This window comes from Streptomyces sp. NPDC048566 (assembly GCF_043199735.1).
Classification (GTDB): Bacteria; Actinomycetota; Actinomycetes; order Streptomycetales; family Streptomycetaceae; genus Streptomyces.
Window position 1 is genome coordinate 318,269 of sequence record NZ_JBICWL010000002.1, and the last position, 22,117, is coordinate 340,385.

General features: G+C 75.4%; 17 protein-coding genes and 2 pseudogenes. 12 read left to right on the forward strand and 7 right to left on the reverse strand.

Annotated elements, in window-relative coordinates; translation table 11 throughout:
- The first annotated feature begins 349 nt into the window (after positions 1-349).
- From ACGFS9_RS05245 to mug, 4 genes are all read left to right on the forward strand, one after another.
- Positions 350-826, forward strand: a complete 477-nt coding sequence (locus ACGFS9_RS05245; protein ID WP_393250962.1) for a transcriptional regulator — start codon at positions 350-352, stop codon at positions 824-826.
- Between the two features lie 6 nt (positions 827-832).
- Positions 833-1,408, forward strand: coding sequence for a hypothetical protein (locus tag ACGFS9_RS05250; RefSeq protein ID WP_393250963.1), 576 nt, complete (start codon positions 833-835; stop codon positions 1,406-1,408).
- Positions 1,409-1,526: 118 nt separating this feature from the next.
- Positions 1,527-2,969, forward strand: coding sequence for an adenylosuccinate lyase (purB, locus tag ACGFS9_RS05255; RefSeq protein WP_393250964.1), 1,443 nt, complete (start codon positions 1,527-1,529; stop codon positions 2,967-2,969).
- A complete protein-coding gene (gene mug / locus ACGFS9_RS05260; protein WP_393251272.1) occupies positions 2,966-3,514 on the forward strand; it encodes a G/U mismatch-specific DNA glycosylase in 549 nt (182 codons plus the stop codon). The genes purB and mug overlap by 4 nt, the downstream gene beginning before the upstream one ends.
- An 86-nt stretch (positions 3,515-3,600) precedes the next feature.
- Here mug and ACGFS9_RS05265 read toward each other — a convergent pair whose 3' ends face one another.
- Positions 3,601-4,047, reverse strand: coding sequence for a hypothetical protein (locus ACGFS9_RS05265; protein ID WP_393250965.1), 447 nt, complete (start codon positions 4,045-4,047; stop codon positions 3,601-3,603).
- A gap of 477 nt (positions 4,048-4,524) precedes the next feature.
- Between ACGFS9_RS05265 and ACGFS9_RS05270 the strand changes: the two genes are divergently transcribed.
- Positions 4,525-5,682, forward strand: a complete 1,158-nt coding sequence (locus ACGFS9_RS05270) for an ROK family transcriptional regulator (protein WP_393250966.1) — start codon at positions 4,525-4,527, stop codon at positions 5,680-5,682.
- Positions 5,683-5,868: 186 nt separating this feature from the next.
- Here ACGFS9_RS05270 and ACGFS9_RS05275 read toward each other — a convergent pair whose 3' ends face one another.
- Positions 5,869-6,630, reverse strand: coding sequence for a GntR family transcriptional regulator (locus tag ACGFS9_RS05275; protein ID WP_393250967.1), 762 nt, complete (start codon positions 6,628-6,630; stop codon positions 5,869-5,871).
- Between the two features lie 268 nt (positions 6,631-6,898).
- Positions 6,899-7,783, reverse strand: a complete 885-nt coding sequence (sigJ, locus tag ACGFS9_RS05280; RefSeq protein ID WP_393250968.1) for an RNA polymerase sigma factor SigJ — start codon at positions 7,781-7,783, stop codon at positions 6,899-6,901.
- Positions 7,784-7,943: 160 nt separating this feature from the next.
- Between sigJ and ACGFS9_RS05285 the strand changes: the two genes are divergently transcribed.
- On the forward strand, positions 7,944-8,774 hold the full coding sequence (locus tag ACGFS9_RS05285) for an alpha/beta fold hydrolase (protein WP_393250969.1): 831 nt from the start codon (positions 7,944-7,946) through the stop codon (positions 8,772-8,774).
- Between the two features lie 114 nt (positions 8,775-8,888).
- Here the strand turns inward: ACGFS9_RS05285 and ACGFS9_RS05290 are convergent.
- Positions 8,889-9,782: pseudogene (locus ACGFS9_RS05290) on the reverse strand (DMT family transporter); the annotation flags it as partial.
- Between ACGFS9_RS05290 and ACGFS9_RS05295 the strand changes: the two are divergent.
- The 3 genes and pseudogenes from ACGFS9_RS05295 to ACGFS9_RS05305 all read left to right on the forward strand — a co-directional run bounded on the left by ACGFS9_RS05295 (position 9,773) and on the right by ACGFS9_RS05305 (position 13,426).
- Positions 9,773-11,248, forward strand: a complete 1,476-nt coding sequence (locus ACGFS9_RS05295; RefSeq protein ID WP_393250970.1) for a PLP-dependent aminotransferase family protein — start codon at positions 9,773-9,775, stop codon at positions 11,246-11,248. The pseudogene ACGFS9_RS05290 and the gene ACGFS9_RS05295 sit on opposite strands and share 10 nt — an antisense overlap.
- Before the next feature lie 192 nt (positions 11,249-11,440).
- Positions 11,441-11,623: pseudogene (locus ACGFS9_RS05300) on the forward strand (alkaline phosphatase); the annotation flags it as partial.
- Between the two features lie 360 nt (positions 11,624-11,983).
- A complete protein-coding gene (locus ACGFS9_RS05305; RefSeq protein ID WP_393250971.1) occupies positions 11,984-13,426 on the forward strand; it encodes a GNAT family N-acetyltransferase in 1,443 nt (480 codons plus the stop codon).
- Positions 13,427-13,828: 402 nt separating this feature from the next.
- Here the strand turns inward: ACGFS9_RS05305 and ACGFS9_RS05310 are convergent, their stop codons facing one another.
- Positions 13,829-15,040 (reverse strand): trans-sulfuration enzyme family protein, encoded by a 1,212-nt coding sequence (locus tag ACGFS9_RS05310; protein WP_393250972.1) that lies wholly within the window; start codon positions 15,038-15,040, stop codon positions 13,829-13,831.
- 60 nt (positions 15,041-15,100) lie between these two features.
- On the opposite strand from ACGFS9_RS05310, the gene ACGFS9_RS05315 reads away from it, so the two are divergent.
- Both ACGFS9_RS05315 and ACGFS9_RS05320 read left to right on the forward strand, forming a co-directional pair.
- Positions 15,101-15,607 (forward strand): Lrp/AsnC family transcriptional regulator, encoded by a 507-nt coding sequence (locus ACGFS9_RS05315; RefSeq protein WP_393250973.1) that lies wholly within the window; start codon positions 15,101-15,103, stop codon positions 15,605-15,607.
- A 62-nt stretch (positions 15,608-15,669) separates the two neighbouring features.
- On the forward strand, positions 15,670-17,361 hold the full coding sequence (locus tag ACGFS9_RS05320) for a DUF885 domain-containing protein (protein ID WP_393250974.1): 1,692 nt from the start codon (positions 15,670-15,672) through the stop codon (positions 17,359-17,361).
- A 404-nt stretch (positions 17,362-17,765) separates the two neighbouring features.
- Here the strand turns inward: ACGFS9_RS05320 and ACGFS9_RS05325 are convergent, their stop codons facing one another.
- A complete protein-coding gene (locus tag ACGFS9_RS05325; protein ID WP_393250975.1) occupies positions 17,766-18,269 on the reverse strand; it encodes a rhodanese-like domain-containing protein in 504 nt (167 codons plus the stop codon).
- 291 nt (positions 18,270-18,560) lie between these two features.
- Between ACGFS9_RS05325 and ACGFS9_RS05330 the strand changes: the two genes are divergently transcribed.
- Complete coding sequence (locus ACGFS9_RS05330; RefSeq protein ID WP_393250976.1) at positions 18,561-19,007, forward strand: Lrp/AsnC family transcriptional regulator; 447 nt, start codon at positions 18,561-18,563, stop codon at positions 19,005-19,007.
- Positions 19,008-19,105: 98 nt separating this feature from the next.
- Here the strand turns inward: ACGFS9_RS05330 and ACGFS9_RS05335 are convergent, their stop codons facing one another.
- Complete coding sequence (locus tag ACGFS9_RS05335) at positions 19,106-22,111, reverse strand: AAA family ATPase (protein ID WP_393250977.1); 3,006 nt, start codon at positions 22,109-22,111, stop codon at positions 19,106-19,108.
- Between the last annotated feature and the right edge of the window lie 6 nt (positions 22,112-22,117).

A 22,117-nucleotide genomic window follows, 5' to 3' on the forward strand; every position in this document is an offset into this window, starting at 1 on the left:
GACCCGGGGTCCGGACGTCGCGCCCGACGGGCAGGGCGGTGCGGTGCCCCCGCCGCCCCGTCGCTCCGCGGCTCCGCGGCGTGATCGAGCCGGCGCGGGAACGGTGCGCAGAAATCCCCCGCGACCAGGACTTGCATACGTGCGACTAACTCACAGTCATGCAACATATGCAACGTGCGCACGCGCACGCAAGTTGCTTCACCGGTACGGCTGCACGACTTTTGACCGTGAACTTACGTACGAGCCTTACCCCTTGGCCTGTCGTGACGCCTCGACACCGATCGACCTGCGACGATGAACTCGTGCAAGTCATGTGCAAGTTGCATACGTGCGCGCTAGTCTCCGATCCATGCGGAGCATGGAAGAGTCCCCCCACGAGTCCCGCGGTGAGCGACAAGCTCTCGCACGGAGGGTCGGCGAGTACCTCACGAGGGCCGCGACAGCGGCCGGGTACGACGTCCGCCCACGAGCAGGCGGCCGGGCCCAGCTCGCCGTCGCGATCGGAGTGAGCCTGACGACGATCAGCAGAACGCTGGAGGGCAAGACGCTCCCCCTCCCCTCGCAGCTGACGACATGGGCGTCGGTACTCGGCCTCGACCAACGGGAGATGTTGGTCAACAGCGGCATGCTCTCCCCGGAACACGGGCCCCGTCCGGCGGCACGCGGGGCGGCGCCGGCGCCGCCCACGCCGGAGGAGGCCATGGACGCCTGGGGGCTCACCGATTTCAGAATCCGCACGATGCTCAACGGGAACATCGTCCAGGCGATCGAACTCCAGAGGGATCTCGACGCGGAGGACGACCGGGGGGCCACGGCAAGGGGGTAACGGAACGTGGCGTACAGACTGGCAAGCGCCTCCACCGCCGGCTGCACGGCCGGCGGGGCCTGCGTGGGCGACGGCGTCTGGCAGCACACGTGGGAGCTGGCGGCCGTCGGGGGCACTCTCCTGACCGCGGGCGTCGCGGGGCTGCTGGCCGCCCTGCTGCGCCACACACTCCGCCAGGCCGACGCCCGTACACGGCAGGACCTCGGCGCGCTGGCGGAGCAGCGGCGGCTGCTGGAGCAGGAGCTGCAACGGCGCGAGGCGGACCTCTCCCGGCGGGAGCAGGCCCTGGCGCGCAGCGCCACCCTCACCGCGCTGCGGCTCGGCAGTCATGCGCGGGCACTCGACGAGGCCCGCAACGCGAACGCGGCGCTCCGCGCCAGGAACGCCCAGCTGATGCAGGAGATCGAGGAGGTCAACGACGAGCGGAACCAGCTCGTCACCGCCGAGCTGACCCTGGCCCGCGACCGCTTCACCACCAAGACCTACGGCGGTCTGCGCGCCGTGGTCGGCAGCGAGCGGCCCCCCGCCGACCCGCGTGCGCGGGCGTGGTACGAGACGCGCCCGCCCCGCTCGGGATCATGACCGGGAGGGCTCCGCTCCCGCGGCCCGTGAGCGCCGCCCCGGCGCCGCCCGCCCGGTACCCCGGGGCCCGACCCCGCGGTACGGGACCGCCGCTGCGCAGCCGGTATGCTCCGTACACGTGACTGCCGCGCCCGCAAAGCCCCGTATCCCCAACGTCCTCGCCGGACGCTACGCCTCCGCCGAGCTCGCCACGCTCTGGTCCCCCGAGCAGAAGGTGAGGCTGGAGCGCAGGCTGTGGCTCGCCGTGCTGCGGGCCCAGAAGGACCTCGGGATCGAGGTGCCGGACGCCGCCCTCGCCGACTACGAGCGTGTTCTGGACCAGGTCGACCTGGCCTCCATCGCCGAGCGCGAGAAGGTCACCCGGCACGACGTGAAGGCGCGGATCGAGGAGTTCAACGATCTCGCCGGGCACGAGCACGTCCACAAGGGCATGACCTCGCGGGACCTCACGGAGAACGTCGAGCAGCTGCAGATCCGGCTCTCGCTGGAGCTGATGCGGGACCGCGCCGTCGCCGTGCTCGCCCGGCTCGGCAGGCTCGCCGGCGAGTACGCCGAGCTGGTCGTGGCCGGCCGCTCGCACAACGTCGCCGCGCAGGCCACCACCCTCGGTAAGCGTTTCGCGACCGCCGCCGACGAACTGCTCGTCGCCCACGGCCGCGTCGAGGAACTCCTGGGGCGCTACCCGCTGCGCGGCATCAAGGGCCCGGTCGGCACGGCCCAGGACATGCTGGACCTGCTGGGCGGCGACGCGGCGAAGCTGGCCGAGCTGGAGCGCCGGATCGCCGGGCACCTGGGCTTCTCGCAGGCGTTCACCTCCGTCGGCCAGGTCTACCCGCGCTCCCTGGACTACGAGGTCGTGACCGCGCTGGTGCAGCTGGCGGCGGCGCCCTCGTCGACGGCCAAGACGATCCGGCTGATGGCCGGGCACGAACTGGTCACCGAGGGCTTCAAGCCCGGCCAGGTCGGCTCCTCCGCGATGCCGCACAAGATGAACACCCGCTCCTGCGAGCGCGTCAACGGCCTGATGGTCGTCCTGCGCGGCTACGCGTCGATGACGGGCGAGCTGGCGGGCGACCAGTGGAACGAGGGCGACGTGTCCTGCTCGGTGGTGCGCCGCGTCGCGCTGCCCGACGCGTTCTTCGCGCTGGACGGCCTGCTGGAGACCTTCCTGACCGTCCTGGACGAGTTCGGCGCCTTCCCCGCCGTCGTCGCCCGTGAGCTGGACCGCTACCTCCCGTTCCTCGCGACGACGAAGGTCCTCATGGGTGCCGTGCGCGCCGGGGTGGGCCGCGAGGTGGCCCACGAGGCGATCAAGGAGAACGCGGTCGCGTCGGCGCTGGCGATGCGCGAGCAGGGCGCGGAGCGCAACGAACTGCTGGACAAGCTCGCCGCGGACGAGCGCATCCCGCTGGACCGGGCCGCGCTGGACGAACTGATGGCCGACAAGCTCTCCTTCACGGGCGCCGCGGCCGACCAGGTCGCCGCCGTGGTGGCCCGGGTCGAGGAGGTCGTGAAGCAGCACCCCGAGGCGGCCGGCTACACGCCCGGGGCGATCCTCTGACGCGCCTCACCCCCGAGGACCTGGAGGCCGCCCGCGACCGGCTCGTGCCGGACGTCGTCGCGGACGGCCTCTCGGTCCTGTTCTGCGGGATCAACCCGGGCCTGATGACGGCGGCCACGGGACATCACTTCGCCCGCCCCGGCAACCGCTTCTGGCCCGTGCTGCATCGCTCCGGGTTCACCCCGCGGCTCATGAAGCCGGCCGAGCAGGGGGAGCTGCCGGGCCTCGGGCTCGGCATCACCAACGTGGTGGCGCGGGCGACGGCACGCGCCGACGAGCTGAGTGCCGAGGAGTTCCGTGCCGGTGGGCGGCTGCTCGCCCGCAAGGTGATCCGGCTCCGCCCGCGGTGGCTGGCCGTCGTCGGTGTGACCGCGTACCGGGCGGCTTTCGAGGACCGCCGGGCCCGCATCGGCCCGCAGGAGCGGACGATCGGGTCGAGCCGGGTGTGGGTGCTGCCCAACCCGAGCGGGCTCAACGCCCACTGGACCGTGGCCACGATGGCCGAGGAGTACGGCAGGCTGCGGTCGGCCGCCGAGAGGCCCTGACACGGCCGGGCCCGTCGCTGCAACGCGGCCCGTCCCCCTCTCCCCCGCCGGCCGGGACGGGATGGGCCCGGCGGCCCGCACCCGGGTCAGGGCGGATCTATCTCGGTGACCAGGGCGAGCAGTTGGTAGGGCAGGTCACTGCCCCACTGCGAGACGCCGAGGGCGACCCAGCGGTCGTGCGCGCCGGCCGGCCTCCACAGGTGCACGTCCGGCACGTGCGCGCTCAGCGCGGCCCAGGGTTCGGGTATGTCCTCGCCGCGCGCCGACCGCTCCGGCAGGGCCGCCAGGCTGACGGGTTCCGGAGGGCCCCAGCGCCGGGCGAGCAGCTGCGCGAGACCGTCCCGCTCCGCCTCGAACTGCTCCTCCGTCTCCGCACGCGCCGCGCCGTCGGTCTCCCGGAAGTCCTCGCTCGTCGCCAACTCGGCCAGGTGATATCCGGGGCCCGCGGTGCCCGCGGCCGACCGGCCGTGCTCCGCGGGAAAGTCCTCGGAACACAGCCGGTCGATCGTGGCGAGCTGCCGCGCGATGGTCATGGCCTCCAGTAAAGCGCGCCCCACTGACAATTGGTGAGGCGTCAGAAACCCGCCGCCGTCGGGCGTGCGCGCGTCCGGCGTCCCGGCGCCGGACCCACCGGGCGCCGGCCGCGCGCCCACGCTCCGCGCAGCGGTCGTCGCGAGACGGCGCCGGGACCCCGCTCGCGGCCGCACGATCCCCACCCCGGGGACGGCCGGCACGACAGGGACGGCCGTGGCGCACAGGTCCCGTGACGTGCCGCTCCGGGACGGCCGGAGGCCGGTCCCCTCCGCCCTCGGCGACGGCGGTCCTCCGTCGGCGCGCACGGTGGCTCCACGCTCCCGCCACCCCCCGCGCCCGGCCGGCACGGTACACGGGGGGCCTTCAGATCCGGGCCGTGAGCGACTCGTGACGAGGAAACGGCCCCCGGCACTCGCCGGGCTCCCCCGCGCCGAGTACGATCCGGCCAACACGCGCACGAGCTGGGAGGACGGACGTTGGGGCGGTTGACCGGCGGGGATCCCTCTCTGCTGCGACGGATCAATTCCGCGGTGGTGCTGCACGCCCTGCGTGCGGCGGACTGCGCGACGCTCACCGAGATCACCCGGGTGACGGGGCTGTCCCGGCCCACGGTCGAGGGCGTCGTCGAAGGACTCATCGAGAACGGGCTCGTCGTCGAGCAGGCGGCCGAGGAGGGCGCCGCCCGCCGTCAGGGCAGACCGGCGCGCCGCTACCGGTTCCGGGCCGAGGCGGGACACCTGCTGGGCCTGGAGATCGGGCCGCACCGGGTCGCCGCACTCCTGTCGGACCTGGACGGCCGCGTCCTGGGCACGATGGCCAAGGACGTCGACGAGGCGGCGTCCGCCGACGAGCGGCTGGAGCGGCTGCGGGGCACCGTCGCCGAATTGCTGCGCCGCGCCGGGGTGGCGCGCAGCTCCCTGCGGGCGGTCGGGGTCGGCAGCCCCGGCATCGTCGAGGCGGACGGCACGGTGCGCCTGGGCACCGCGCTGCCCGAGTGGACGGGCCTGCCGCTGGGCGAGCGCCTGAGCCGTTCGTTCAGGTGCCCGGTGCTGGTCGAGAACGACGCCAACGCGGCGGCGGTCGCCGAGCACTGGAAGGGCGCGGCGACCGAGACCGACGACGTCGTGTTCGTCCTCGCGGGGCTGAGCCCGGGCGCGGGCTCGCTGATCGGCGGGCGGCTGCACCGGGGGTACGGCGGCGCGGCCGGCGAGATCGGGGCGCTGCACCTGCTGGGGCGGGACGTGACGCCCGAGACGCTGCTGTCGACCACGGACGAGCCGCTGCACCCCCTGGACGAGCAGGCGGTCGCCAAGGTCTTCGCCCTGGCCAGGGACGGCGACCAGCGCGCCCGCGCCGCCGTCGACCGGTTCATCCAGCGGCTCGTGCACGACGTGGCGGCTCTGGTCCTCGCGCTCGATCCCGAACTGGTCGTCATCGGCGGCTGGGCGGCCGGCCTGGACGGTGTGCTGGAGCCCCTGCGGCGGGAGCTGGCGCGCTACTGCCTGCGCCCGCCCGCGGTGACCCTGTCCGTGCTGGGCGAGGCGGCCATCGCGACGGGGGCCCTGCGGCTGGCCCTGGACCACGTCGAGGAACAGCTGTTCGCCGTCGAGGGAACGGTGACCGCCCGCCGCTGACGGCCGCCGCGCTCCGCGCCAGGGGACCGCGCCCCGTCCGGTGTCCGCCACACGGCGGCTCCCTCCGGGACGTCCCGCCCGCGCCCCGCGCGGTGGCACGGCCGCCCGCGCCCCGGTGGGGTCGTGGAGAGTGCGAGGCGGACGGGGCGAGGCCGCCCGCCCGGACCGCCGGGCGGAGCCGGCGGTTCAGGAGGCGCGGCGTTCGGGGTCGTGGTGGATCTCCACGTCCCCGGAGTCCCCGAAGGTGAGCCGGCAGGTGTCGGCGCGGTAGGTGGCCACGGAGACCGCGGCGGTGCGGCCCCCGGCGAGGAAGCGGGTGGTGACGAGGAGGACCGGCGCGCCGGGCAGCCGGTCGAGTTCCCTGGCGTCGTCCGCGCGCGCCGAGCCCAGCTCGACGGAGCGCGCCTGCCCCTCCAGCTCCAGCCGCTGCAACTCGCGCAGGACGGCACGCGCGCGTGCCGCACCCGAGGGCGCGTCGATGGCGGACAGGGCGGGCACCGAGGACGCCGGGACGTAGAGCAGTTCGGCGGCGACGGGCTGACCGTGCGTCATCCGGGAGCGGCGCACGGTGTGCACCACCTCGTCCGCGGCGGTCTCCAGGACGCCCGCCACCTGCGCGGGGGGCGCGGCGACGACGCAGTCCGCGGCCTGCCAGGCGTCCCCCGCCGCCCCCGGCCACACCTGCTGCCCCGTTCCGACGGCCACGCCGACGCGGGGCGGGGCGACCGTGGTGCCCACGCCCCGGCGCCGCTGCAGGCGTCCTTCGAGTTCGAGCTGTTCGAGCGCCTGGCGCAGGGTGGCCCGCGCGACACCGAACCGGGCGGCCAGATCACGCTCGTTGGGCAGGATCTCGCCCACGGTGAACTCGGAGTCCAGCGCTTCGCTGAGCACGGTCTTGAGATGCCAGTACTTCGGTTCCGGCACCGATTCCAACTGCGTGGTCCCCACCCTGTCCTCCGCAATCGCCGTGTCCCGGCGGCGTTTTAGCGCCCTTGTTTATTAAAGGTTCCTGCACTAACCCTGCGACCATAGAGCTGCCCCCACCCTTGGTCAAGACCAATCCTCGATCCTTGGGGAACCCGGGAGGCGCGATGCGGCGGAGGGTTCACGGGGTGTTCGCACCGGGCGACGTTCCCGACATGACGCCGAAAGCCCCCGGCCGGGAAGGCGGGGGGCTTTCGGAGTGCGGCGGCGTGGACCGGGGCGCGGGAGACGGTCAGCGGACCTCGAGGGACGCCAGCTTCTCGGGGTTGCGGATGACGTAGACGCAGGCGATGCGCCCGTCGGTGACGTCCAACTGGAAGACGGTGTCGGGCTTATCGCCGGACAGGGCGAGCACGGCGATCCCGCCGTTGAGTTCGAGGAGGCGGAAGGTGAGGCCGGGCAGACCCTTGCGGCCCGCTCCGACGATGAAGCGGCCGACCTTGCCGGCCGACTCGAGCACCCGCAGCGGAGCCTTGGAGAGCCCTCCGCTGTCGCCGACGAGACGCGCGTCCGGCGCCAGCAGGGCCGTCAGCCCCTCCAGGTCCCCGTCCACCGCCGCGGCGAGGAACCGTTCGGTGAGGTCCCTGCGTTCGGCGGGGTCGACCGTGTAGCGCGGGCGCCGCTCCTCGACGTGCCTGCGGGCTCGCCCGGCGAGCTGACGTACCGCCGGTTCCTCGCGGTCCAGGACGGCCGCGATGTCGGCGTAGGGGTAGCCGAACGCCTCCCGCAGGACGAACACCGCGCGTTCCAGCGGCGAGAGCGACTCCAGGACGACGAGGACCGCGAGGGAGACGGTGTCGGCGAGGACCGCGCGCTCGGCGGCGTCCGCGCCAATAGCCGCGACGTCGGTGACGTACGGTTCGGGCAGCCAGGGCCCGACGTAGGCCTCGCGGCGGGCCTTGACCTGGCGCAGCCGGTCCACGGCGAGGCGGGTGGTGGTGCGGACGAGCCAGCCGCGTGGTTCGCGCACGTCGGACCGGTCCGCGGCGGACCAGCGCAGCCACGCGTCCTGCACGACGTCCTCGGCGTCGGCGACCCGCCCGAGCATGCGGTAGGCCACGCCCGTCAGGACCGGTCGGTGCTCTTCGAAGACGTCGGCAGCCGTGTCGATTTCCACCCCGCCATCCCACCGGACACCGCCCGGCCGTGTCCAGGCGATCTCCGGCCGGGGCCCGGCCGGTGCGGCCGGTGCCGAACGGGGGCTACCCGCCGGTAGGAGTTGCTGACAAGCTGTCTACGCATCAGGCCACACCGGCGTCCCAGACTAGGAGCAGCCCATGTCCGAGACGGTCTCCTTCCGTGTCCCCTCCCCGCGCGGCCCGCGGACGGTCACGCTGTCCTACGCGCGCGTGGGCAGTGGGCAGCCGCTGCTCCTGCTGCACGGGATCGGGCACCACCGGCAGGCATGGGACCCGGTGGTGCCGCTCGTCGCGGCGGAACGGGACGTCATCGCCGTCGACCTCCCCGGCTTCGGCGCGTCCCCCGCCCTGCCCGACGGCCTGACCCACGACCTCTCGACCGTGGTGCCCGTGCTCGGCGCGCTGTGCGAGGCGCTCGGCATCGACCGTCCGCACGTCGCCGGCAACTCGCTGGGCGGGCTGCTGGCCCTGGAGCTGGGCCGCGAGAAGCGCGTGCGGTCGGTGACGGCGTTCTCACCCGCGGGCTTCTGGTCGCCGGTCGAGCGCCGGTACGCCTTCGGTGTGCTGCTCGCCATGCGGCAGGCCGCCCGGCGGATGCCCGTCCCGGTCGTCGAGCGGCTCGCCCGTTCCGCCGCCGGGCGGGCGGTGCTGACGAGCAGCATCTACGCCCGCCCCGGCCGCCGTTCACCCGAGGCCGTCGTCGCCGAGACCCTCGCGCTGGCACACGCCGAGGCCTTCACCGAGACCCTGCGGGCGGGGACGACGGTCCAGTTCACCGACGACATTCCGGCCCTTCCCGTGACCGTGGCCTGGGGAACGCGGGACCGGTTGCTGGTGCGGCGCCAGGGAGTCCGGGCCAAGCAGGTCATCCCCCGCGCCCGGCTGGTGCGGCTGCCCGGCTGCGGCCACGTCCCGATGAGCGACGATCCGGCCCTCGTCGCGCGCGTCCTCCTGGACGGCAGCAGCTGAGGGCGGCGCCCCCGCCGGGACGCCGGCCGGGCGCCGACCGCCGGCGCGGGGCGATCCGCGTCCGGCGCGCCGCACCCTCAGGAAGTCCGACGCCCCCGACCCGAGGGCCACTCCGGCCCCCACGAGGGCGCTGCCGAGCGCCTGGGCCGGCCCGTAGCCACCGGTGCCGACGAGGGGGGCGGTGCCGGCGGCGGCGACGGGGATGAGCCCGGAGAAGAGCGTGGCCCGCTCCGCGCCGATCCGCTGCATGCCCGTGTACCAGCAGACGAACCCGACCACGGTGACCACCACCGCCTGCCACAGCAGGGCGGCGGCCTCCGTGGCGTCCGGCATGCGCGGCATGCCGCTCCCGTCGAGGACCGGACCCGCCGCCGCCGACTCGACGGCCGCGCACCCGCACACGGCGGCCGACAGCAGCCGGGGGCCGAGCACCCGCAGCACGGGGACGGCCAGAACGGCGAAGCCGACCTCCCCGGCCAGCGCGCCGACCGCCCAGGCGATGCCGGCGCCGTCGGTGCGTCCCCACCCCTGGACGGTGCAGGCTCCCAGCGCCACGAGCGACGCCCCGTACAGCACGCGGCGCCGCGGCCGGCGTCCCTCCTGGAGCGGTACCAGCACGGCGACGACGACGGGGGCGCAGCCGACGAGGACCCCGGGCACCGCCGGTTCCGCCGTGCGCTCGGCGGCCAGCACGGCGAGGTTGAAGCCGACCATGCCGACGGCCGCGAGCAGCGCGAGACGCGCCCAGCCCCGGGGGCCGAGCAGCCGCAGCCGGTCCGCCGCCCGCCGGCCCGCCAGGGGCGCGAGCAGGACGCAGGCGAGACCGTAGCGGAGGAACTGCCCGCCGGCGTACGGGTAGGTGCCGAGGAGGCTGTTCGCGGTGAAGGAACCGCCGACGAGGACGCAGGCCAGGGCGGCGAGCGCGGCGCCGCGAGTGGGGGTGGCGTTCATGGGAGCGACGCTAGGAGCGCGCACGGACCGGTTTAAGGTCCACTTCCATGACCTCATCGGGGACCAATCACGGCGAGCGGCCGGACGCCGGGCTCCCGGGCCCGGCCCCGTGGGCGGCCTCCTGGGAACTGCTGCTGCCGGCCGCCGCGGCGGCGCCCCGCTCCCGGGGACGTGCCCTCCAGGCCGCGCTGCGCGAGGCGGTGCGGTCCGGGCGGCTCCCCTCCGGGACCCGGCTCCCGTCCAGCCGCGCCCTGGCCGGGGACCTCGGCGTGTCCCGGGGGCTGGTGACGGAGGCCTACGAGCAGCTGACCGCGGAGGGCTATCTCCGCAGCGGCCGCGGAGCGGGCACCTGGGTCGGCGGCGCGGCCCGCCCGGTCGCGCCGTCCCCACGGGACCACGCCCCGCGCCCGGCGGGGCTGCGAGCGGACTTCGTGCCCGGGACGCCCGACCTGTCCCTGTTCCCGCGTGCCGCGTGGACCGCCGCGCACCGCAGCGTGCTGGACGCGCTCCCCCACACCGCGCTCGGCTACCCCGATCCGCGCGGTCTGCCGGCGCTGCGGGCCGCCCTCGCCGCCCTCCTCGGCCGCCGTCGCGGCGTGGTCGCCGACCCGGATCGCGTGATCGTGGTCTCGGGGGTCGCGCAGGCGCTGACCCTCCTCGCCGGCGTACTGTACGCGCGCGGGACACGCGAAGTGGGCGTCGAGGACCCCGGGAGCCCGGAGCACGGGGCGCTGTTCGCCGCGGCCGGGCTCGGCGCCGTCCCGCTGCCCCTGGACGGCGAGGGGCTCGCGGTCGAACCGCTGCGGCGCGCGGAGCTGCGGGCCGTGGTGACGACCCCGGCGCACCAGTTCCCCACCGGGATCGCCTGTTCGGCGCGTCGCCGCGCCGAACTGCTCGACTGGGCGCGCCGGGTGGACGGACTGCTGATCGAGGACGACTACGACGGCGACTTCCGCTACGACCGTGCGCCGGTGGGCGCCCTCCAGGGGCTCGATCCGGAACGGGTCGCCTACACCGGCTCGGTCAGCAAGTCGCTCGCTCCGGGGCTGCGGCTGGGCTGGCTGCTCGTTCCCTCGTCCCTCGTCGAGGAGGTCGTCGAGCGCAAGCGCACCATGGACCTCGGCAACCCGGTGCTCGACCAGGCGGTCCTGGCCCGCCTGGTCGAACGGGGCGACTACGACCGGCAGTTGCGGCGCTGCCAGCGCGCCTACCGGGAGCGGCGCGACGCGCTGGTGGAGGCCCTGGCGCAGCACTTCCCCGGCACGACGGTCTCCGGTGTCGCGGCGGGCCTGCACGCCGTCGCCGCCCTCCCCGACCGCTACGGACCGCCGGAGCGTCTTCTTCGCCGGGCGGCGGAGGCAGGGGTGGCGATCAGGTCGGCGGCCCACTACGGGGCGGCCGAACCGGGTGGCGTGCGGCTGGTGCTGGGCTACGCGCATCTGTCGCCGGCACGCATTCACGAGGGCATCGAACGGCTGGCGCGGGCGGTGCACGCCGAGGACGGCCGTGCGGCGGACACGTGAGCCGTACGGCTTCTCTTCCGTCGTGATGTTGCGCCCGGTGCCCCCGCCGGGCGGCGCAGCCGCGGCCGCGATCGGCCGTCCGCGTAGACGGTGTCGCCGCTGCACAGACCACGCGGTGTTCCTGCTGCCCGACGACGCGGAACCGCGCGTGCCACGGCACCTGCCTGGCGTGCTCCGTCGCCCATCCCTCGCGGTCCGCCGCGGGTGTTCGTGAAGGCGCCGACGGCGTCGAACGTCTCGCCGGCGGGGGGCTACCAGTTCTTCGGCGAGGTCGACATCGACGGCGGCAGCGGTGAGCCGACGGTACGGCTGAGGGAGCAGGACGGGTCGGTGCTGTACATCCGGCGGCTGCGGCCGGGGCAGGTCGGCCAGTAGCGGCCGGCACCGGGCCGGCCGGTGCCGCACCCGTCGCGGGGCCCGGGCACGGCAGGCCGATCCCGTACCCTCACAGGGTCCGCCGCGCACCGGAGTCATCCCCCGGTGCGCGGCTCCGCGCAGGTCGCGGACCGGGGCGCCGCCGGCGGTGTCCGGTCACCCGAGGGCCTGGTGGCGGCCGTCCGATCCACCGTCATACGGCGGTGGGGCGTGGCGTGGTGCGTCGGCCCCGTGCGGGCGTGAAGTAAAAACCCGCAAAAAAGAACTACAAAACGGGCAGAGCGACACTTAACCGATCAGTCACAAAGCGTTCGTGATCACGCAACACCGTTCCTTCACAGTGTCGGTATGACTCCAGACATGTCTGATGTGACCCGTGCGAAGCACGGACGCCCCGTCCACCACTGGCGGCGCGACGTCGTCGAACTCGCCGCGCTGTTCACGGCCGTCGCGGTCGCCGACGGCGTCGCCAACCTGATCGGGCACGGCCCGGACGGCCCCGCCCTGCTGGTGACCTCCGCCCTCGTCCTGGCGGCCACGGCCGGCTTCCACACCTGGTGGGCACGCCGCCACGGGCACGCTCCTCCGGCGGGCGATACCGGCACCCGGCCGCTCGCCGCCGAGCGAGCGGCCGGGTCGTCCGACGACCGGGCGGAGCGGGGGGCCGGCGAGGAGACCGTGCTGTGGCGGATGCGCACCACGGTCCAGGACGCCCCGGGCTCCCTGGCCAGGCTCTGCGCGGCCCTCGCCCACCGCGGGGTGGACATCCTGAGCCTCCAGACCCACCCGCTGGCGGACGGCACGGTGGACGAACTCCTGCTGCGCGCACCGGCCGAACTCGCCACCGCCGAGATCACCCGCGACGTCGCCCGGGCCGGCGGAACGGGCACCTGGATCGAGCGGGCGGACGCCCACGACCTGGTGGACGTGCCGACCCGCGTGCTCGGACTGGCCACCCGGACCGCCCTGGACGCCTCCGAACTCCCCCTCGCCCTGCGCCAGTTGCTCGGCCGGGTCACGATCCGGTCGCTGCCCGCCACGTCACCGCTCTCCGGACGCGTGGCGCCGGGCGCCCCCGTCGAAGGCGCCCTGGAGGACACGGTGATGCGCCTGCGGGCGCCGGAGGGCGGGGTGATCACCGTGGAGCGGCCCTACCTGCCGTTCACCCCGACCGAGTTCGCGCGGGCGCGGGCCCTAGTGGAACTGGACGCACGGCTCGGTCCGCGCGTCCCGGGCGGCCGGGACCGGCTGACGCTGCCCGAGGGCAACGCGATCACCGTGCGGCGCGCCGACACCTCCGACGTCGAGGCCGCGAAGGCGATGCACGAGCGCTGCTCGCCCAGGACGCTCGGCATGCGCTACCACGGCCCGGTCGGCGACGCGGACCGCTATCTCAACCACCTGCTCAGCCCCGGCTTCGGCCGGACGCTCGCGGTGCAGACGGCCTCGGGACGGATCGTCGGGCTCGGCCATCTCCTCTGGGACGGCGACGAGACGGAGGTCGCCGTCCTGGTGGAGGACGACTGGCAGCGGCGCGGCATCGGCAGGGAACTCGTCGGCCGGCTCGTGGCGATGGCCGCCGAGGCCGGCTGCGAGAGCGTGTACGCCGTCACGCAGGCGTCCAACACCGGCATGGTCGCCGCGATGCGCGGCCTGGGCCTGCCCCTGGACTACCAGATCGAGGAGGGCACCCTCGTCATCACCGCCCGCCTGGCGGCGGCACGGCCGACCGCCCCGCCGCCTCCCGCCGACGGCACGGACGAGGCCCGGCCCCGCGGCGCCCGGCGGGCCGTCCGGGACTGATCCCGGCCCGGGCCCGCCGAGTTCGACACCGCCGGCGCGGGCGGGCCCGTCGCCGCACGGTGAGAGGTGACGGCGGTGCGCCGCCGTCACCGGGCCCGCTCCCCCGCCGCCGGGCGCCGGACGGCGCGTCACACGCCGGCCGAGGGCTGCCCCGTCATCCCCGGGGGATAGGCGCGCGAGGTCGGATGCGGCGCATCGCACGGCGGAGGGCCGTCCTCGTACCGGGTGTATGCGGGCGGTCCGGCAACGCGGCGGGGTGCCGTGGCCGTCGTCGTGCGCCCGCCGCGGATGACGGGACAATCCTGTGGTCCGCCGTGCGTGCACGGCGGACCACCGCCCCGGGCGCCTCCGTGGCGGAAGGGGCGGCCGGGCGGCGCGCCCCGGACCGCCGCCCGCGAGGGCTCAGGCTCCGCCGGTACGGCCCAGCGCCGCGTCCAGGTCGGCCCACAGGTCCTCGACGTCCTCCAGGCCCACCGACATGCGCAGCAGGCGGTCGCCGACCCCGGAGTCGTGCCGGTCCTCGGTGGGGACGATGCGGTGGCTGATGGACGCCGGGTGCTGGATGAGGCTGTCGACGCTGCCGAGGCTCACGGCCGGGGTGACGAGCCGGACTCCGGCGATCACCTCGTGCGGGTCGCCGTGCACCTCGAACGCGATCATGGCGCCGCCGATGCGCGGATAGTGCACCCGCTCCACGCGGGGGTCGCCGGCGAGCCTGCGGGCCAGTTCCGCGGCGGTCGCGGACGCGGCCCGGACGCGGACCGGCAGGGTGGACAGACCCCGCAGGAGGAGGTAGCCGGCCAGCGGATGCAGCACACCGCCCGTGGCGAACCGGACCTGCCGCAGCCGCCGGGCCAGCTCCTCGTCGCAGGCGACGACCCCCGCCATGACGTCGCCGTGGCCGCCGAGGTACTTGGTCGCGCTGTGCAGGACCAGCCGGGCGCCGTGCTCGGCGGGGCGCTGGAGCACGGGCGTGGCGAAGGTGTTGTCGGCGAGGAGGGGGACGGAACCGCAGGCGCGCGCGACGGCCCGGAGGTCCAGTTCCGCCAGCGTCGGGTTGGCCGGCGACTCGACCATCACCAGGCCGGTGTCCGGGCGCAGGGCACCGGCGATACCGTCCGGGTCGACCCAGGTGACCTCGGAGCCGAGGAGTCCGGCCGTCAGCAGGTGGTCGCTGCACCCGTAGAGCGGGCGGACGGCGACGACGTGGCGCAGGCCCATCGCGTTGCGGACGAGCAGGACCGCGCTCAGCGCGGCCATGCCGCTCGCGAAGGCGACCGCGCTCTCCGTTCCCTCCAGGCGGGCCAGCGCCGTCTCGAAGCGGGCGACGGTCGGGTTGCCGAGCCGGCCGTAGACGGGCGGGCCCTCGGGTTCGGCGCCCTCGGCCGCGAAGGCGTCGATACGGGCGGCCTCCCCGCGGCTGTCGTAGGACGGGTAGGTGGTGGACAGGTCGATCGGCGCCGCGTGCAGCCCGAGCGCGGCGAGATCCTCCCGTCCGGCGTGCACGGCCTCGGTGGCCAGCGAGCGGCGCCGGGCCGGGCCGCCGGTCCCCTGCTCACCGCTCCGGGCGTCGGCGTCGTATGCGTCCTGGGTGTCGTACACAACGGAGTCCATGGGCGGAAGCCTGAACACCCGACGGGGTTCGAGCGGAGCATCCCGTGTTACGTTCGCGCCATGGCCGATTCCGTCGTACTCGATCCGGTCGATCTTCATCTGCTGCGGCTGTTGCAGAACGACGCACGGACGACGTACCGCGATCTCGCGGCGCAGGTGGGCGTCGCGCCGTCGACGTGCCTGGACCGGGTGACCCGGCTGCGGCGGGCGGGAGTCATTCTCGGCCATCAGCTGCGGCTCGACCCGGCGAAGCTCGGGCGCGGTCTGGAGGCCCTGCTGTCCGTGCAGGTCCGGCCGCACCGCCGCGAGCTGGTGGGTCCCTTCGTCGACCGCATCAGGGTGCTGCCGGAGTCCCGGACCGTCTTCCACCTCACCGGCCCGGACGACTACCTCGTGCACGTCGCGGTCGCGGACATGGCGGATCTCCAGCGACTGGTGCTGGACGAGTTCACCTCGCAGCGCGAGGTGGCGCGCGTCGAGACACGGTTGATCTTCCAGCAGTGGGACTGCGGTCCGCTGCTGCCGCCGGTCGCGGCGGGCTCCTCGGCGGCGGCGAAATCCGGTTGATCCGGGTGCGGCGGCCCGGGCCGGGGCTGACGCGGCGGGCCTCGCCGTACGAGGATGTGCGCATGTCAGAGACGAAGAAGCCGCTGCCCCGCGAGGTCGCCGACGCCTACGTCGACGAGCTCACCGCCCTCGACCCGGTCCTCGGCACCTACCTCGGTGTCCCGGAGAGTTACGGCAGGCTCCCCGACACCTCTCCCGCCGGCCAGGAGGCCGTCGCCGAGCTGGCGCGCGCCACCCTCGCGCGGCTCGACGAGGCCGAGCGGCAGCCCGGCGCCGAGCGGGACGTCGAGCGCCGCTGCGGCAGGCTGCTGCGGGAGCGGCTCACCGCCGAACTCGCCGTGCACGACGCGGGCGAGGGGCTGCGGGCGGTCGGCAACCTGCACACCCCCGTGCACTCCGTGCGGCAGGTCTTCACTCTGATGCCGACCGGGACGGACGAGGACTGGGCCACGGTCGCCCGGCGGCTGCGGGCGGTACCGGCCGCGCTCGCCGGCTACCGGGAGTCGCTCGCCCTCGGCCTGGACCGCAAGCTGTACGCGGCGCCGCGCCCGGCCGCCACGTTCGTCGAGCAGCTCACCGAGTGGTCCGACACCGACGGGCAGGGCCTCGGCTGGTTCGAGGACTTCGTCGCGGCGGGCCCCGGCAGCCTGCGCGCGGAACTCGACGCGGCGGCCCGCTCCGCGACGCAGGCCCTGGTGTCGCTGCGGGACTGGATGCGGGACGTGTACGCGCCGACCATCGAGGGCGCCCCCGAGACGGTGGGACGCGAGCGGTACGCCCGGCTCGCGCGCTACTTCAACGGAACGGACCTCGACCTGGACGAGGCGTACGCGTACGGGTGGGCCGAGTACCACCGGCTCCTCGCGGAGATGCGCGCGGAGGCGGAGAAGATCCTGCCGGGGGCGGCGACCCCGTGGGTCGCGCTGGCCCATCTCGACGAGCACGGCCGGCACATCGAGGGCGTCGACGAGGTCCGGGCCTGGCTCCAGGGGCTGATGGACGAGGCGATCACCGCCCTGGACGGCACCCACTTCGAACTGGCCGAGCGGGTGAAGCGCGTGGAGTCGCGCATCGCACCGCCCGGCAGCGCCGCCGCCCCCTACTACACGGCCCCCTCGCAGGACTTCTCCCGCCCGGGGCGCACCTGGCTGCCCACGATGGGACAGACCCGCTTCCCGGTCTACGACCTCGTGTCGACCTGGTACCACGAGGGGGTGCCGGGTCACCACCTGCAACTCGCGCAGTGGGTGCACGTGGTCGAGGACCTGTCGCGCTACCAGTCCGGCGTCGGCCGGGTCAGCGCCAACTGCGAGGGCTGGGCGCTCTACGCCGAGCGCCTGATGGACGAACTCGGCTTCCTCACCGACGCGGAGCAGCGGCTCGGCTACCTCGACGCGCAGATGATGCGGGCCGCCCGGGTCATCGTCGACATCGGCATGCACCTCGAACTGGAGATCCCGGGCGACTCGCCCTTCCACCCGGGCGAGCGCTGGACACCGGCCCTCGCGCAGGAGTTCTTCGGCGCGCACAGCAGCCGGCCCGCGGACTTCGTGGAGAGCGAGCTGACCCGCTACCTCACGATGCCCGGCCAGGCCATCGGCTACAAGATCGGTGAACGGGCCTGGCTGCTGGGCCGGGAGAACGCCAAGCGGCGCCACGGGGACGCCTTCGACGCCAAGGCGTGGCACATGGCCGCCCTGTCCCTGGGCTCCCTGGGACTGGACGACCTGGTGGAGGAGCTGTCCCGGCTCTGACGGCGCGGTGCGGGGCGGCCCGGCCCGAGGCGCCGGGCCGCCCCGTCGGGCGGCGGGCCCGCGCAGCCGGACGATTCCGGCCCGCACCCCGGGTCCCGGCTCGACGGGGGCGGCGCGGACCGCGTACCGACCCGCGGCGAGCGGCGGGCTCGGGTGGCCGGTGCGGCCGCGGGAGCCGGGCCGGGCGGCGTCGAAGAGGACGACGGGACCGGGGCACGGTCCCCGGCCTCCGGAAGCCGCACGACCTCCTTCCGCGGCCGCACGGCCGCCCACGACATCCCTCCAGCGGGCGGCCGTCTCGCGGCCGGTGGCCGGTCGGTCCGCGGACCGCGGCCCGGCCGAGCGGCCTTTGAGGCGGTTCGCGGCGGCAGGCTGCCGCGTCCCCCCGGCGTCACCGGCAGGTGTCAGCAGCCGCAGTCGGCCGCGTCGGCGGGTGCCGTCAGGGGGTCGGCGGCGCGGCGCTCGCGCCCCTGCCACGTCTCGAACGGGAAGCCCTCGCGCGCCCAGTACTCGAACCCCCCGAGCATCTCCTTGACCCGGTAGCCGAGTTCGGCGAGGGCGAGGGCCGCGCGGGTCGCGCCGTTGCAGCCCGGTCCCCAGCAGTAGGTGACCACGGGCACCGACGGGTCCAGGAGCCGGCCGGCCTGCTCGGGGATGAGCGCGGTGGGCAGGTGGACCGCTCCGGGGACGTGGCCCTGGTCCCAGGACGCGGTGGAGCGGGAGTCCAGGACCACGAAGCCGGGGTCGCCCTCGCCGGCGAGGGCCGCGGCCACGTCCGACACGTCCGCGTGGAAGGCCAGACTGGCTCCGAAGTGGGCGGCTGCCACCTCCGGCGGGGCGGGCGCCACCCGCAGCACGGGGTTCGCCGGGACGTCCCCGGAGTCCGCCGCGGCCGTTCGGGAGGTCACCGCGCGAGCGGCGACGGGGCGCCCCGCGGGCGTCCCGGTGGCCGGGGCCGCCGGGGCCGCGCGATCGGGGCCTTCCGCTGCGGTCGTCGTGCTGTCGGCAGGGGATGTCATGGTCCGGCCCTTCGTCCGTGTCCCGCCGCCCCGGTGCCTTCGTCGCCACCCCGGTGCGATCCGCGCACCCCTCCGCGGGACCTCCCGACCGGAAATCTACGGGCCGCGGGCCGGTCCCTGAAGGGACGATCCACGGCATCCCTCTTGATCCTCCGGGGATCGGGCTGGTAGTCATGGAAGATGACCACGCATTCCCCGGACGCCACGGACTGGCGCATTCTCGACGTGCTCCAGCGGGAGGGCCGCGCCAGCTTCGCCGACCTCGCCCGCGCCGTCTCGATGTCGGCCAGCGCCGTCACCGAACGGGTCCGGCGCCTGGAGGAGGCGGGTGTCATCCGGGGCTACGCGGCCGTGGTCGACCCGGAGAGCCTGGGCCTGCCGATCCTCGCCTTCGTGCGGCTGCGGTACCCGACCGGCAACTACAAGCCCTTCCACGACCTCGTCGAGGCGACGCCCGAGATCCTGGAGGCCCACCACGTGACCGGCGACGACTGTTTCGTGATCAAGGTGGCGGCCCGCTCCATGACCCACCTGGAGGCGGTGTCGGGGAAGATCGGCGCACTCGGCGCGGTGACCACGAGCGTCGTCTACTCCTCGCCCCTGCCCCGGCGTCCGCTGGGCCACTGACGCCCGTGTCGCCCGCCCGCGGATCCGCGGGCGGACCTCGCCGGTGACCCGTCCGCCCGCGCAGACGCGGGCGGACGCCTGCGCGTCCGGCGTCCGGTTCAGCCGTCGGCCCCGTGCCGGCGCACGACCGAGCCGGTCCGGCCCTTCACGACCTCCAGCTGGGCGTGGACGCGGCGGCGCAGGTCGGCGACGTGGCTGACGATGCCGACGCTGCGGTCGCGTTCCCGCAGCGAGTCGAGGACGTCGAGAACCTCGTCGAGGGTCCGGTCGTCGAGGCTTCCGAAACCCTCGTCGATGAAGAGCGTGTCGAGCCGCACCCCGCCGGCCTCGTCGGTCACGACGTCCGCGAGCCCGAGGGCGAGGGCGAGGGAGGCGAAGAAGGTCTCGCCGCCTGACAGGGTCGCCGTGTCGCGCTCGCGTCCGGTCCAGGCGTCCACCACGTGCAGCCCGAGCCCGCTGCGGCCGCGTCCGGCCCGGTCGTCGGAGTGCACGAGGGTGTAGCGCCCGGCGGACATGCGGTGCAGCCGTACCGTCGCGGCGGCGGCGACCTGTTCCAGGCGGGCGGCCAGGACGTAGGACTCCAGGCGCATCCGGCGTTCGTTGTCCGCGGAGGTGCCCGCGGCGAGGCCCGCGAGGCCGGCGACGCGGTCGTACTCCTCGCGCAGCGGGGCCAGCCGCAGCACGCCGGCGGCTGCGCGGGCGGACAGGGCGTCCAGTTCGGCGCAGCGACGGGCCTCCGCGTCCTGCGCCGACGCCGCTTCGCGCAGCCGGCGGCGCGCCGACTGGGCGCGCTCCTGCGCACCGGGCAGGTCGGCGGGCGGGCGGCGGGCCGCGTCGGCGGTGTCGGCCTCGGCGAGCACGGCGCGTACCGCGGACTCCTCCAACTGCCAGGAGTCGAGCTGCCGTTGGAGGTCGCGGTGGGCCCGGTCGTCGAGCAGGGCCTCCGCCGCGGCCTGCGGGTGCTCGAACCCGGCGCGGAAGGCGGCGTCGGCGAGCCGTGCGTCAGCGTCCTTCAGCCGCCGCGCTGTCTCCTCGCAGGCGCGCGCACGGTCCGCGGCCTCGGCGAGGCGGGCGGCCCGACGTTCCAGCTGCTCCGCGCGGACGGCCACGCTGGCGGCGGCACCCCGCGCCTGTTCCAGCTCGCGGTCCAGCAGGACCCGCTCGCGGTCGAGGGCGTCCCGGAGCGAGGCGCGCGAGGCGACACGGCGGGCGGCCTCCTGCTGGGAGGTGAGCCGCTGCCCGTGCTCGCGCTCGGCCTGCTCGCGTGTCTCGCGTGCGGCGTGCAGCCCGGCGGCGGCCGCGCGGGCCCGGTCGAGCCGCCGTTCCAGCTCCTCGGCTTCCTCGTCGAGCCGTGTGGTCGGGGTGTCGCCCGCCTCGGCGGTCGCGGCGGCCAGGGCCTCGCGGACGACACCGAGCCCGCGTTCCGCCTCGGCACGCTCCTTGTCCGCTCGCTGGAAGGCGGCGAGGGCGCCTTCTTCGGCGGCGCGGTCGACGTGTCCGGCGATCTTCCGCGCGGGCGCCGGGTGCTCGGTGGCGCCGCAGACCGCGCAGGCCTCGCCGTCGGCGAGTTCGGCGGCGAGTTCGGCGGCGATGCCCCGCAGGCGCTGCTCCTTCAGGTCCAGCCAGCGGGTGCGGGCCGCCGCCGCCTCCTCGCGCGCGGCGAGGGTCCGCTCGTGGGCGTCCTCGGTGTCGCGTCCGAGCCGGTCGCGCAGCCGGGCCGCGTCGAGCCGCTTGACCGCCGACTCCCGCCGGGCCCCGAGTTGCTCGGCCTGCGCGGCGGCCTCCTGCGCGGTCTCGATCCGCCGCTCGATGTCCGCCCGGACGCCGTCCCAGTCGGCCAGCCAGGTCTCGGCCTCCAGCAGGACGTCCTCGTCGGCGCGCTCCTGGCGGTCCAGCGCCGAGCGTTCCGCGCCGAGTTCGGCGAGTCGGCGCTCCGCACGGCGCGCCGACTCCAGCCCGCCGAGTTCCTCCGCTGCCTTGCGCGCGGCGGCGGCGAGTCCGGAGGCGCTCGCTCCGGCGAAGCCGTCCGGCAGCGCGGCACGCGCGCGCGTCTCCGCCTCGGCCGCCGCGCGTCGCTCGTTCTCGGCCGCCTCCCGCAGGTCGAGGGCCGGCGCGACCGCCTCCGCCTTGCGGGCGCGCTCCATGCGGGTGCGGGCGGCACGGTGGTCGTCGGCCCGGTCCTCCAGACGCGCGGCCCGCTCCCGCGCCTCGGCGAACCGGCGCTGGAGCCGGTCGACCTCCCGTACTCCGTCGAGTTCCCGGTCGGCGGCGGCCTGCGCCGCTTCGGCCGCCCGCCGCGCGCAGTGGGCGATGGTCAGCCGCTCGCGCGCGGTGCTGCGGGCCACCGCCGCCCAGGCCAGCACGGACGCGGCGAGGCCGGGATCGCCGGGCGCCGGTTCGGGGAAGGGCATGCCGTCGGTGTCTCCGGCCTCCTGGTGCATGCGGTGCGCGTCGGCGAGCAACGCGGCGTCCCCGGAGCGCACTTGAGCCTCGGTGGCGCGCCGCCGCTCGGCGAGCCGCGCTTCCACCGCGGCGAACCGGTGGGTGTCGAAGAGCCGGCCGAGCAGTTTGCCGCGGGCCTCGGCGTCGGCGCGCAGGAAGCGGGCGAAGTCGCCCTGGGGCAGCAGGACGACCTGGCAGAACTGATCCCGGCTCATGCCGAGCAGCTGGGTGATCTCCTCGCCGATCTCCTGGTGGGAGCGGCTGAGGTCCCTCCAGTCGCCCGAGGCGGCGTCGCGCTCGCGCAGCGTGCTCTGCGCCTTCTCGGTCGTGGTGCCGGTGCCGCGCTTCTTGGGGCGCTCCCAGGGCGGCTGCCGGGTGACCTCCAGGCGGCGCCCGGCGACGGTGAGTTCGAGGCGGACCTCGGTGCGGGTGGCGGGGGCGGCGTGGTCGCTGCGCAGGCCCAGACCCTGTCCGGCGCCCTGCCGGGCGCCGGGGACCGCGCCGTACAGCGCGTAGCAGACGGCGTCGAGGACGGAGGTCTTGCCGGCGCCCGTCGGGCCGTGCAGCAGGAAGAGTCCCGCGGCGGACAGCTCGTCGAAGTCGACCCGCTGGGTGCCGCCGAAGGGGCCGAAGGCGGTGATGTCCAGGCGGTGGAGCCTCATCGGGTC